Origin of the sequence: Entomoplasma freundtii, assembly GCF_002804205.1 — a bacterium.
In the GTDB taxonomy this organism is placed as follows: Bacteria; Bacillota_I; Bacilli_A; order Mycoplasmatales; family Mycoplasmataceae; genus Williamsoniiplasma; species Williamsoniiplasma freundtii.
Window position 1 is genome coordinate 563,400 of sequence record NZ_CP024962.1, and the last position, 13,748, is coordinate 577,147.

At 37.1% G+C, this 13,748-nt stretch carries 10 protein-coding genes; 3 read left to right on the forward strand and 7 right to left on the reverse strand.

The genetic code is table 4. From position 1 onward, the window contains the following. The first annotated feature begins 22 nt into the window (after window positions 1-22). Genes EFREU_RS02470 through deoC form a run of 3 tightly spaced genes read left to right on the forward strand, consistent with a single transcriptional unit; the run spans window position 23 to window position 6,343 of the window. Window positions 23-1,216: a site-2 protease family protein gene (locus EFREU_RS02470; protein WP_100609511.1), complete on the forward strand. Its 1,194-nt coding sequence runs from the start codon at window positions 23-25 to the stop codon at window positions 1,214-1,216. A 1-nt stretch (window position 1,217) separates the two neighbouring features. Next, window positions 1,218-5,648: a PolC-type DNA polymerase III gene (locus EFREU_RS02475; RefSeq protein ID WP_100609512.1), complete on the forward strand. Its 4,431-nt coding sequence runs from the start codon at window positions 1,218-1,220 to the stop codon at window positions 5,646-5,648. 32 nt (window positions 5,649-5,680) lie between these two features. After that, a complete protein-coding gene (gene deoC / locus EFREU_RS02480; protein WP_100609513.1) occupies window positions 5,681-6,343 on the forward strand; it encodes a deoxyribose-phosphate aldolase in 663 nt (220 codons plus the stop codon). A gap of 42 nt (window positions 6,344-6,385) precedes the next feature. On the opposite strand, the gene EFREU_RS02485 is transcribed toward deoC, so the two are convergent. From EFREU_RS02485 to EFREU_RS02515, 7 genes are all read right to left on the reverse strand, one after another. Next, window positions 6,386-7,762 carry an alanine--tRNA ligase-related protein gene (locus EFREU_RS02485; protein WP_100609514.1) on the reverse strand — a complete coding sequence of 459 codons (1,377 nt, stop codon included), beginning with the start codon at window positions 7,760-7,762 and terminating at the stop codon, window positions 6,386-6,388. Window positions 7,763-7,836: 74 nt separating this feature from the next. Continuing rightward, window positions 7,837-8,556, reverse strand: coding sequence for a purine-nucleoside phosphorylase (locus EFREU_RS02490; RefSeq protein WP_100609515.1), 720 nt, complete (start codon window positions 8,554-8,556; stop codon window positions 7,837-7,839). A gap of 22 nt (window positions 8,557-8,578) precedes the next feature. Next, on the reverse strand, window positions 8,579-10,273 hold the full coding sequence (locus tag EFREU_RS02495) for a phospho-sugar mutase (protein ID WP_100609516.1): 1,695 nt from the start codon (window positions 10,271-10,273) through the stop codon (window positions 8,579-8,581). A gap of 53 nt (window positions 10,274-10,326) precedes the next feature. Next, a complete protein-coding gene (locus EFREU_RS02500; RefSeq protein WP_198507972.1) occupies window positions 10,327-10,815 on the reverse strand; it encodes a deoxycytidylate deaminase in 489 nt (162 codons plus the stop codon). Window positions 10,816-11,020: 205 nt separating this feature from the next. Then, window positions 11,021-12,040, reverse strand: a complete 1,020-nt coding sequence (locus tag EFREU_RS02505) for a hypothetical protein (RefSeq protein WP_100609517.1) — start codon at window positions 12,038-12,040, stop codon at window positions 11,021-11,023. 3 nt (window positions 12,041-12,043) lie between these two features. Next, window positions 12,044-12,979: an RluA family pseudouridine synthase gene (locus EFREU_RS02510; protein ID WP_100609519.1), complete on the reverse strand. Its 936-nt coding sequence runs from the start codon at window positions 12,977-12,979 to the stop codon at window positions 12,044-12,046. A gap of 3 nt (window positions 12,980-12,982) precedes the next feature. After that, entirely contained in the window at window positions 12,983-13,720 is a 738-nt protein-coding gene (locus tag EFREU_RS02515) for a signal peptidase II (RefSeq protein ID WP_100609521.1), read from the reverse strand. Window positions 13,721-13,748: the final 28 nt, after the last annotated feature.

The window sequence follows — 13,748 nt, forward strand, 5'->3', positions numbered from 1 at the left end:
AACACCATAAGGATTTAGCACTATGACCATTGTTTTTACTTTACTTTTGAGTTTAGGAAGTTTGCTCTTCATTGTTACCCTCCATGAGCTGGGGCATTTTTGTGTTGCTAAATGAAGTGGGGCCTATGTTTATGAATTCGCTTTAGGGTTTGGGCCACGATTATTAACTTTTAAAGGTAAAGAGACTTGGTTTTCTATTCGCCTCTTACCATTAGGGGGGTTTGTTTCCATTGCGATGGAAGCCGTAGATCCTCCCAAAGGTCGCGAAGAAGAAATCGTACCAGAAAACCGTAAGATGGAAGCGTTGCCAACCTGAAAGCGAAGTCTTTTTATTTTGGCCGGTCCACTTGTTAATTTGGGAACTGCCATTTTAATCGTGACGACAGTTTTTATGGCTACTTTGGCTAAACCCAACGATATGGGTTTTTATGGTCAACGTTTAGCTTCAACAGGGATAGCATATAAACTCATCAAAGAACAAGAGGGCCAAGAAGACATTGATGATCAGGGATACATTCTTTTGGGTTATGAAGTTTATGATACCAAGGGTGAGCTTCGTGATAAAGCAGAATTTGGCACTGCTGAGCAACTGCCGATTTATAGCAACATTGTTTATAAATTTATTGATAATTTCCAAAAAGATATTTATCAAGAACAAAAAGATTTGCGCATTAAATTTAATTACCTTAATTTCGACTATCAAAATCATAAAGTTAAATCTTCACAAGTAAGTTCAGGCAAATGGACCCAATTATCAAAACCAGATGATTGACAAATTCAAGGGAAAAATACGACCGTAGGAATTATGGCTCCTACACGTTATTTTCTAACCCGTCAAGAAGCCTATCGAGCTGGTTGACGCCAAGTGGGCCAAGATAGTTTAGGTTTATTAAAGGCGTTTGGTCAAATATTCAAGGGAAATATTCATGCTCTGAGTGGTCCAGTTGGCTTAGTAAAGGGGAGTTCTCAAACCACTAACGTGACGACTCCAGCTAGTTTTTTATTAGGCATGGGGGCGATTAGTGCTAATCTTTTCATGTTCAACTTTTTACCCTTTCCACCTTTAGATGGTTATAAATTTTGTGAAGCATGATGAGAAAAAGCGCGGAAAAAGGAAATTAACTCTAAAGTTAAAATTGGGATTACGGCCGTTGGCGTGAGCTTTATGCTCTTACTATTTATTATTGTGACAATCAAGGATTTAATTGGAGGCTAGAATGGAAAAAGATTTATTAACATTTATTGAGGATTTAAAAATTCCTTTAACTGAGGAAGCAAAAAATATTTTCAAGGTTAGTACCTTAACAAGTAAGCCTCGCGGTAATAAGGCCAAGAAAAAGGTTTATTTTGACATCGCAACAACTGACTTTTTACCTCTTTCATTTCTAGAAGAATTGGCTGATGCTTCAACTAAGGCGATTCTAAAAACTAAATTCTTATTCACAATTGATAAGTCTTTAACTGATGAAACTACACTGTGACAATATGTTGATTTCATTAAAAATAAGAAATCGCAGTTATTCAATCCGGGTTGAGAGCTGATTAGTGCTAGTAATGGCCAATTTAACCACGAAAACCAAGAGCTAACATTCTTCTTCCATGATAAAAAGGAAGAAAAAAACTTAGCATCCGAGTTAACCTATCTAGAAAATAAACTTCATCAAATTGGTTTAAACCAATTGCAAGTGAAAAGTTCTCTTCGTGAAGCCCCTGATCCGTTAGAAGATATCGAAAAGAACTACCAAGCTACATCTTTGACAATGAATCAAGTTAGTCAAACTAACTTGATTACTCCGGAAGGACAATCTAGTAAACCAATCTTTAAGAAAAGAATAGTATCTAATGATTGAACCCAAAGTTACGAATCACTTCTAGATTTAGAAGAAAATGCCCAAAATGTTGTTATACATGGGGAAGTGAGTAAGTTAGAAATTCGGAAATCAAAAACAGGTCGACAAATTTATTCACTAATCATCACTGATTATAAATCATCAATTAAGGCGACCTACTTTGGTCGTGATCAAGAAACATGTGCTTTTGATATCCCAGAAAATGGAGCACAAGCAGAAACAATTCAAGAAGGTGATTGAGTAGCCCTCCGTGGACGTACTGGGTGATCAACTTTTGATAACGAAACCACTTTTACTATTGACCGATTTACGAAAATCCAAAAAACCAAAAAAATTCGACAAGATTCTACAGATGATAAACGAGTTGAGCTTCATGTTCATACTAAAATGTCACCTATGGATGGTGTTAGTAGTGCGAGTGATTATTTAGAAAGAGCCGACCAATGAGATTGACCAGCTATTGCCATTACCGACCACACTAATGTGCAGGTTTTCCCTGAAGCCTTTCAAAAAATTAAACAAATTAATAAACAACGCAAACAAATTAATAAAGATCCATTAAAACTGATTTATGGTTCTGAATTTGTTGTTTTGAATCGGGGGGTCGATTATGTCCGAAATCCACAAGGGCATATTTTAAACCAAGCAAAATATGTAGTTTTCGATTTAGAAACAACCGGATTATCGCCAGAGTTTGACGAAGTGATTGAATTCGGGGCCTCGGTTTACGATTACCAAACTGGGACTCGAGAACGTATTGATTGGTTGATTAAACCGACTAAACCTTTAAAAGCTTTTACCATTGAATTAACAAAAATTACCGACGAAATGCTTGCTAATTGCCCTAGCATTGAAGCGGTTTTTCCAAAAATTTTGACACTTATCGAAGGGGCAATTTTAGTTGCCCACAATGCCACCTTTGACTTCACTTTCCTTCAAGCCCTGGCCCAACGCTTTGGTTATGAACCCTTAACAAATACTGTTATCGATACTTTAGCAATTGCCCGGGCTTTTTATCCTGATTTAAAAAATTACCGGTTAGGAACTGTTGCTAAAAAAACTGGCATCATCTATGATGAACGAGTCGCTCACCGTGGTGATTACGATGCCGATGTTTTGACTGATGTATTTGAGCGAATGTGGAACGAAGCCAAACAACAACTTCCTCTAATTAAAGATGAAGATTGAAATTTGGTTGCCCCAGAAAATTTGAAGCGAAACATGAATTATGTCAAAACTCGTGGCTTCCATGTTTCCATTCTTGCTAAAAATCAAGCGGGTATTAAAGACCTATATAAATTAGTTTCCACGTCGCATACCAAGACACTTCTCGGGGTACCGAAGGTGTTTAAAGATGACTTAGCCACTTATCATCAAAAGGGTAATTTATTGCTTGGAAGTGGTTGCGTTAATGGTGAAATATTTGATTTGGCACGAACGAGCACATTAGACCAGTTAGCAAAAAGCATGGCCTTTTATGATTACATTGAGGTCCAACCCAAAAGTGTTTATAAGAATCTTTTACAAAACGATACTTTGGACGCAACTGAACTTGAACGAACCTTGAAAGTAATTATTGAAACAGCCCAAAAAATCGGGAAACTAGTGGTCGCTACTAGTGATGCTCATTACTTAGATCCGGAAATGAAAATTATTCGCGAGGTTTACATTAATTCCAAAGGACTGGGAGGAACAAACCATCCTCTCTATGACTTTAAGCACCGGGTAACCGATTATCCTGACCAACATTTGCGAACTACTGTAGAAATGTTAAAGGATTTTGAGTGGTTAGGTGATAATGAACTAATTAAAGAAATTGTCTTAACTAATCCACGCAAAATTGCTAATGAGGTTGATTTGGACATTAGTCCAGTCCGTAGTGGTACCTATGATCCAAAAATCGAAAACGTCGACGAATTACTCCGCAAAAAATGTTACGAAATATCGCATCGACTTTATGGTAACCCGTTACCAAAAATTGTCGAAGAACGCTTAGAACTAGAACTAAATTCAATTATTAAACATGGTTTTGCGGTGATTTATTGAATTTCTCATAAGTTAGTAGAACAAAGCCTTCAAGATGGTTATTTAGTTGGTTCACGTGGTAGCGTTGGTTCTTCATTCGTCGCTCGTGCTAGTGAAATTACTGAGGTCAATCCACTCAAGGCTCACTATCGTTGTCCAATTTGTTGCTATTCTAACTTTGATACTCCTAAGGATATTGTTTGTGGTTATGACCTGCCGAAGGCCATTTGCCCTAACTGCCAAGAGCCATTACTTGGTGATGGCCACGATATTCCGTTTGAAACTTTTTTAGGTTTTGATGGTGACAAAGTCCCTGATATTGATCTAAATTTTTCTGGAGAATATCAAGCTCGTGCACATGATTTTATTAAACAAATGTTTGGTGAAAACAACGTCTTTAGGGCCGGAACGATTTCAACAGTGGCCGATAAAACAGCTTTTGGTTATGTCAAAAACTTTTTTGAAGAACGACACGGTCTTGAGACACCATATCGTAAAGTCGAAATAGAGCGTCTCGCTGGTTTAGCAACCGGAGTAAAACGCACGACTGGTCAACACCCCGGTGGAGTAATTATCTTACCTCAACAATATGAGATTGAGGATTTTACACCAGTCAATTATCCGGCCGATGACCTCAATAGTGATTGAAAAACAACCCACTTTGATTTCCATTCAATTCACGATAACTTATTGAAAATGGATGTCCTTGGTCATGTTGATCCAACAGCTTTAAAAATGCTGCGAAACTTAACCGGTATTGACCCGATAACCATTCCTATGAATGATCCCCAGGTTTACTCTTTGTTTTCATCATTAGAAGCTTTAAAACTATCTTCTGAACAAATTAATAAAGAGACCACCGGGGCCATCGGTTTACCAGAATTTGGGACTCCTTTCGTAAGGGGGATGCTTCGTGATACTCACCCTAAAACATTTGCTGATCTTGTACAGATTTCTGGTTTATCACATGGGACTGATGTTTGGTTAGGAAATGCCCAAAGTTTAATTCGCCAAGGTCATGCTAATATTTCCACAGTGATTGGTTGTCGCGATGACATTATGGTTTATCTTTTACGTCAAGGTTTAGAACCAAATCTAGCCTTTACTATTATGGAATCTGTTCGAAAAGGAAAGGGTTTGAAAGAAGAATGAATCCAAATAATGACCAACAAGAACGTTCCCAAATGATATGTTGAATCATGTCAAAAAATTAAGTACATGTTTCCTAAAGCTCATGCGACTGCCTATGTTTTGATGGCCTACCGCATTGCGTGATTTAAAATCTATTACCCTGAAGAATACTATGCCACTTTCTTCTCTACACGTTCGGATGCCTTTGAATTACGAACTATCATGGCAGGTTATCAAAAAACCAAAGACCGGTTAAATGAACTTGAAATTAAGGCTAACCAAAAACAAACTTCAACCAAAGAAAATGATTTAATCATCACTTTGGAAGTGGCTTTAGAAATGCTTGCCCGAGGTATTGAATTAACTAATATTGACTTTAACCAATCCTTAGCTGATCGATTCTTGGTGATTGATGACCAAGAATCGGGAAAGAAAAAGATTGTCCCTCCCTTTAATGTTATTGACTCACTTGGTATTGCCGTGGGCGAATCAATTGTTAGGGCGCGTGAAGTCAAACTTTTTCAATCAATAAATGATTTAAAAACGCGTACTCAAGTAACGCAAACCCAATTAAAGATTTTTACAGAGTTAGAAGTCACTGACTCGTTAAATAATGATGAGCAATTAAGTTTTGCTTTTTAAAAGTTAGCCAATTAGATGAAGAGGAAAAAAATATGGAACTGAATAAATATATCGATCAAACTTTATTAAAACCAGAAGCCACTGCGCAAGAAATTACTAAACTTTGTGATGAAGCGAAACATTATCACTTTGCGACAGTTTGTGTTAATCCAAGCCGGATTGCTTTAGCAAAAAAACTTCTTGCAGGTTCTGATGTTGAAATTACCACCGTGATTGGTTTTCCCTTGGGAGCTCAAACCACAGCTACTAAAGTTTGTGAAACTAAAGATGCCATTGCTGAAGGGGCTGATGAAATTGATATGGTGATGAATATCGGAGCCTTGAAAGACCGTGATTATGACTATGTTTTAAACGATTTTAAAGCAGTGAGAAAGGCAGCAAAAGGAAAGATTTTGAAAGTCATTCTAGAGGTTTGCCTCTTAACTGACAAAGAAATTGTTAAAGCCTGTGAATTAGCTCTTGAAGCTGGTCTCGACTTTGTTAAAACATCGACAGGTTTCAATAAAGGTGGAGCTACTCCTGAAAGTGTCGCCTTAATGAAATCGGTAGTGCAAGATAAGGCCAAAGTAAAAGCAGCTGGTGGAGTCCGCAATCGTGAAGACGCCTTGGTCATGATTGAGAAAGGTGCTTCAAGATTAGGAACTAGTGGTGGTGTCGCTATCATGGAAGGTAAAGATCATTCTAAAGGTTACTAAAAATAGCCAAATAAAATCAGCCTTGGTTAGCCAAGGCTGATTTTATTTTTCAAAAATTTTGTATATTTCTTGTTTTGGTAGTGGTTCATTACTTACCATTTGGATTAAGGTTGGTTGTCCTCCACCTTTTAAGGAAGTTTTGGTTAAAAGTTTTTGCGCTAAAGTTTTTAAATCATTTTCCAAGGATGCCGGTTTAATCAAAATACAGTTCGCTCCGGATGCAAAGGTATTTAAGAAGACCAAAGGTCGGTTCGCTTTTTTAACTTCGTTAATAGCCAAAGGAAGTAAAATTTTGTTAGTAAAATTTGGGTTCGAAGTTTCTCAAAACACAAATTCTCCTTTTGAAATCTGATTTCAATTAGCGGGATTTTGACTTTCAGCAGTGATTAATTTGACCTGTTCTTTTTCAAATTGGTTAATTCTTTTGGTAATGTCATTTACCAAAGCGTTTACTCTTCGAATACTCAAATAATTTCACGATTTTTCCAAGCCCATTAATTCTTCGGTAATATCAACAAAATCAATTTGGGGATATTGGTGCATTTTATCTACCAATGTTTTGATTTTTGTGACCAGTTTGTCAAAAAATCATTGTTGGGCAAAATCATAATTAGCCGTCATATCAATCACAATACTTTTAGCCTTGCGCTCAAAATCTAAAAAGTAAATTTGTTCCATTTCTTTAGTGCTCTTGACATGAGTTCCACTACAAGGCTCCGTAATAATCGTAGGAAACTCAACAATTCGTACTAATTCTCAGGGATTAACCTTTGTAAATTCATAAAGATAATTTTTTGCCTTTGCCTCCTCTGGAGAAATTTCAAAAATATTGGGAGCAATGTTGGCCGGAATTCAAATTTCATTAACATGCTTGGTAGCTTCTCAAGCCACTTCTGGAGTAAGACTTGGGTCATTGGCGAGTTGTAATTGGTATTTATCACCATTTAATTTTGAACCGACCTCATCAACAAAATGATCTAATTGGTTCAAAGTCGCTTGTCAAGTAATATGTAGAGCTGAGTGATTTTTTGAAGAATCGTGGCGCCATTTTTCATCAACAAAAGCATTTAGGGAATCACCAATCGCCAACTCTGTTTTAGCATTTGTGGCTACTTTATGAAAGAAGTAACCAGCAACCACATCTTTATTGACTGCTATTAACGAAATTTGCTGTTGATCTTTTTCAAAATAACCGCGGTCTGACGCTTGGCCTCCCCCTTCAGCAAAAAATGGCGTTTTGTTTAATAAAACCCAACCATGGCCAGTTAATTTATTTATTGGTTTTCAATCTTCATCAAATAAAGCAATGATTTGGCCTTGTGATGATAAAGATTCAAAACCAACAAACGTTGTTCTTGGTAAGTTAGCCACTAGTGAAGTAACCTTAACAAGATTATCATTTCTTAGATTATTAGGCATTTTAGATTCTCCTTTGATTTATTGTTTATTTATTAAAAATCACGCGAGGCGTGATTTTTAATAAATTGAAGTTTTTATTTTTTTGCTTGGTTTAATCTTACGCCAGTTTCTAAAGCGAGGCGGAACATTTCATCAAATTTATTTTGACGTTCTTCAGGAGTCGTTTTTTCTCCTGTCACGAGGTTATCGGAAATCGTAAATAAACCAGCTGCATTACGATGGAGTTTTTGAGCATTAGTGAAAAGAGAATAAGTTTCCATTTCCACAACATCAAGACCTTTGGTTTTGGCTAAGGCCATTTGGTCATCGCCACGATAAAACACATCAGAAGAGTGAGCTCTTCCGGTGATTGTGGGAATATTTAAGTCACGAGCCGTGACTTCAATGGCTTCAAATAATTTCGGCGTTGCTTCGATGATTTCTTTATCTTCGCCTAAAACAATTTTAGGATAGGCACTTTCTCCAAAACTATCACGACTATTAAAAATAGCGTAATTTTTATAGTTCGGATTATAAGCACCGGCTGTCCCAACACGGATAATGTTTTGAACACCATAATCCTGAAATAATTCATAGGAATAAATTCCCATTGAGCCGTTGCCCATTCCTGAAGCGGCAATTGTTACTGGCACACCTTTATAAGTACCAGTATACATTGCCATTCCCCGAGTAGTATTGACTAAAACGGGATTTTGTAAAAATTTATCCGCCATTACTTTTGCCCGAATTGGGTCTCCTGGCATTAATACAAAGTCAGCAATTTCTCCAGGTTTTGCACTAATATGAATTGTCATAATTTACCTTACCATTTCTTTTTTAAATTTTAATTTGCATCTTCGTTTTAAAAGCATTACTAATGCATTCAGCTTTTTGCTTTGTATCTTCAGGACTATCACCGACAATTACAAAATAAACTTTTAATTTTGGTTCAGTTCCCGAAGGGCGCACAGCAATCCATGATTTATCTTCCAAATAAAACTTCATTAAGTTTTGGGATGGCATGTTAAAAAGACCTTGAAGATAATCTTCCACTTTGACAACCTTCAACCCACAAAGTTCGTGAGGTGGATGCTTACGGAGGTTGACCATGATGGGGTCAAGCTTCTCGGCTTTTTCCTCTGGCTTCACGTTGTAATTCAAAGTATCAGTCGTGTAATAACCATATTTACGATAAATATCATCTAAAACATCAAGCAAACTTTTATGAAATTTGGTTTTAGCCATTCAAGCAAGTTCACTAACCATGATAGCCGCTTGAATACCATCCTTATCACGAGTCGAGTCGTCAATAACATAACCAAAAGATTCTTCATAAGCAAAGACAAAATTTAGGTTTCGTTCTGGCTCTTTCGCAATTTCGCCGCCCATCCACTTGAAACCAGTAAGGGTTTTGATAATTTTGGCTCCATAAGTTTCCGCCGCAATGCGGTCACCCAAATCAGAAGTCACAAAACTTGAGTATAAGGCGGGGTTAGTTGGCAGTAGACCAGCTTTCGCTAGTTCTGATAATTTTCAGTCAATTAGCAAAGGCCCGGTTTCATTTCCATTTAACCTTATCCAATCACCGCAATCATTAGGGACCGCAATCCCGATTCGGTCAGCATCAGGATCATTCATGATGACCAAATCGGCTTGCTCCTTTTTAGCTAATGCCAATGGTAAAGTTCAAGCGGGGGCAAATTCCGGATTGGGATTACCAACGTTTTTGAAACTTGGGTCTTCATAACTATGTTCTGGTACCTCAATGACTGTATAACCATATTTTCGCAATAAGCGAGGTGTAAAAGCGCTTCCAGTGCCATTAACCGCCGAATAAACAATTTTCAAATCTTGTTTGGAAGCTGTTTCATCAGGATAGAACTGCAATTGGTCAAGCATTTCATCATAATCGTTAATAATATTCTCCGGAACAATTTTAATTAGTTCTGGTTTCGGAGTAAATTTCCAATGCATTATATCAGGCAAATTAGCCATGTTTTTAGCAATTTGGTCAGTTTCTGATTCGGAAAGTTGGCACCCTTCCGAATTGTAAATTTTATAACCATTATAAATGGCAGGGTTATGTGAGGCAGTAATCACTACACCGGCAACCGCTTGTAATTTCTTCGTTGCAAAGGAGATAAGTGGCGTAGGTTCCATAGCATTATTCGGAAACAAGTAACTCGGAATATCCTCAGCACTTAAAATATCCGCAACGAGTTGCGAAAATTTTTGGGAATTATAACGATTATCATGACCAATTACAACTCCTTGTTTTAAGTCAATATTTGGTTTTTGTTTTAAAAATTGAGCTAAAGCTAAAGTAACTTTTTTAATTGTAAAATCATTAAAACGACCTGGACCAGCACCCATGATGCCACGGATTCCTGCTGTTCCAAATTCAAGTTCAGTTCCGAAATTAGCTAGTAATTCTTCATCGCTAGCATTATGTAATTCGTCTTTATAGTCCTGATCCACATTAGGATTAGTGACTCAAGCTAAATAGGCAGGCGCCTTTCGATTAAAACTCATTTGCGTACTTCCTTTATTTGATTATCACGATAGTTTCTTTTTGGTGCTGATTATTAAACTTCTCATTTCACAGCAACTTCCACATTATTCAAAGATTCATACTTAATACCAGCAGCATCAAGCATCTTTTTTGAAGCAATAAAGTTTGGTTCTTGTGCATATTTATCCTCTAGATAATAGAGTTTAGCAATTCCTGATTGAATAATAATCTTTGCACATTCATTGCAAGGAAATAAAGTTACATATATTTCACAACCTGTAAGGTCGCTTCGAGCAGCCACGATAGCATTAAGTTCTGCATGTGCTACGTAAGGATATTTGCTATCTAGTCAGTTTTCATCACGATTCCAAGGAAATAAATCATCATTAACCCCACGCGGGAAACCATTATAACCGGTGGAAACAATAATTTTTTGAGCCGGTTTAACTACGACCGCCCCCACTTGGGTATTCGGATCCTTGCTACGTTGCGCTGAAACCTGAGCCATCGCCATAAAATAAACATTCCATGGCAAGTAATCTTGGCGTTTCAAACCTTTCATTTGGGAGTGGCAACGACCTTTTGACTGCTGGTTTGAAGATGAGCAAGCAATTTTAGAAGCCATGGGTGATTTCTTTTCTTTGAGACCTTCATTTTGTTCGCTACTCTCAACATTTTTATTTGGTAATACCATGTGACCTCATTTCTTTTCTTCTATTTTTATCACAACTTCATTTTAAGGTTTCTTAGTTAAATAACCAAAAAAATTAGCGAAGAATAATTACTCCTTGACCACGATTTCAACCTAATTTTGCTAAGATTTTCTCTAAATTTGGTAGGAAACTATGTTCATGGTAGAAGTCGATAGCTGTCGCAATCGTTTGGTTTGGCGCAGGCGAATATTTTTGGGGTACAATTGCAAAAATGAATGGTAAGAAAAGTAAAGCTCCTAAAATAAAACTGAAAGCGATAACTGAATAACGAGATTGAGTTTTGATAGTTAAGAACCCCATCATAACCATTCCGGCCGCCATCCCAACAACAATTGGGATATAATCACCAGCCATATTTAAATTAAATAACGGTAAAATTATCATTCAAATTAATGGCGCCATTAATCTTGAACGAATATAGGTTGGGATTGTTTCCTTAGAAGTACCTAACCCACCTAGAGTGAGACCAATTAAAATCCCTAGCATTGGAAAAAGACCACCAGTGATGACTTCTGGACAAGTAATTGACATGAAAAAACCAACTATTAAATAGGCTCCAAAAAAACTTAATAATGTTTTGCGAACCCCGAAATGAGTTTCAACAATTTTTAATGTTTTAAAGAAGGTCGCTCCACCGAAAATAAGAATAATGATACTTAACTGAGTTCCTGAGCCAGGAGCTGCAAAACCATATGTTAAGAAGCGTCATCATTGGCCACCATCAAAAGTGAGCAAGCGGTTAGTACCACCGGTGATTAAACGTTCAAAACCAATTAAATTTCACCCAAGTTCTCATTGGTCAAGTTTGAAAAAAATAGCTGCAATCGTTGCAATTGCCGGTAATAGCAAGAAGAAAAATGATAGGGTTCAAGTGGCAATTAAAGGCGACTTCGCCATTTTTTGGTTAAAGTCGGTTAGTTCTTTATGAATGCCAGTAGTTTGTTTCAAATCAAACAATGAATCATGAGGCGACTTAGTATCGTTATTTGCCTTATTATTGGCATTGTCATTTGATTTTTCATTCGTTTTTCTAGCTTGGATTTTACTGAATAGTAAATTATTTTTAAAAACCATTTATTAACCCCTTTCTAACCGCAAGGTTTGGATTTTATTAGTGAATTCTTGAGGTAATGGAGCGGTAAACTCCATTCGCTCATCGGTAATTGGGTGTCTAAAGACTAATTTATGAGCATGAAGATATTGTCCAAAATCGGTTGCTTCAGGTTTTCTTTGACCATAAACGGGGTCATTAAGAATTGGGTGACCAATAAAATCAAAGTGAACTCTAATTTGATGAGTGCGACCCGTTTCTAAAATGACCGAAACAAGCGTAAGTTCTTCATTTTCATAACGTTCCAAAACTTCAAATTTGGTAATGGCGCTTTTCCCATTTTTACTGGTGACAGCCATTTTTTTTCGGTCATTTGGGTGACGACCAATTGGAGCCTCAATTCGGCCTTTTTCTTCGTTGATAAGTCCGCAAACCAAACCTCAATATTCTTTATATATTTCACGGTTGGCCATCATCTCTGAAAGTCGGCGGTGGGCTTGATCGGTTTTAGCAATCAGAATTGCTCCTGTCGTTTGTTTATCCAAACGATGAACAATCCCCGGTCTTTCAATGCCACCAATGCCGCTTAAATTAGGTATTGAATAAAGTAAACCATTAACCAAAGTGTTTTCGGGATGCCCTGCTCCGGGATGAACTGGAAGATTATTTTGTTTATTTAAAACCAGTAAATAATCATCTTGAAATAAAATATCCAAAGGAATCGGTTGCGCTTTTAATTCACTAGATTTCGGTGCTGGAATAGAAATTTCTACATCGTCACCTTTTTTTAAAGCTAATTTTGCAATAGTGGTTGTTACTCCATTAACACGAACTTGACCTTCGGCAATAAGATGTTGGACCATCGTTCTCGATAGGTCAAAAGTCTCCTTTAAGACGCGAGAAAGGTATTTATCTAAGCGCGATTCATCTTCTTCCACAATAAAAATTTCACGAGTTTCCATTACTTAATTTTCGCTTTCTATGTCATCAGTTAAAGTCTGTGACGAGGCATTGTTAGTTGTGGTTGATTGTGGTTGATATTGATCTTCTTCAACTGATAAATTGTCAGGTTTTGTTTCCTTTATTTCATTTGAAGGAGAATGAGGGGCTTGGTTTATCGCCACACTTTTGGCATGTTCCTTGCGTTGTTGAATAATAAACATCAACCCTTCAAAAATTAAGATAATCACTAAGATAATAACGCCAAAGGTCACTCAAACATCGGCAAGGTTAAAAATATAAGTCGATGAGTTGAGGAAGGTAAAGTCTCATTGGAGAAAATCGATTACCCCACCTTTAATACCTGCATTTGCTCCGCTCAAAACCATTGGAGCTCAAGCGCGGGCTAAAATGTTTGCCCAACTTCCAGCCCCCAAAAACGTTAAGGCGAACAAGAATTTCCGGTCATTGGCAAAAATAAAGACAATAGTTAGAAAAGTTGTCACAAGAGCAGCTAAAATAATTGCCAAAGCAGGATTGCCACTATTAAAGCCATAGGCTGCACCCGGATTGATGACATAATTGAAACGTAAAAAACCTGGGATGAAACTAAGGGACTCATTTTGTTCCATTAGTGCCGCCACTACACCTTTGCTAATTCAATCAAAACTAACTAAGGTAAGGAAAACCGGCAAACAAACCACTAATTTAAATTTTCACGCGTAATCGCGATGCTTTAATCATTGTTGTAGATTTAATCACATTTCAAATCATTCTTTCTTTTGGTTTAAA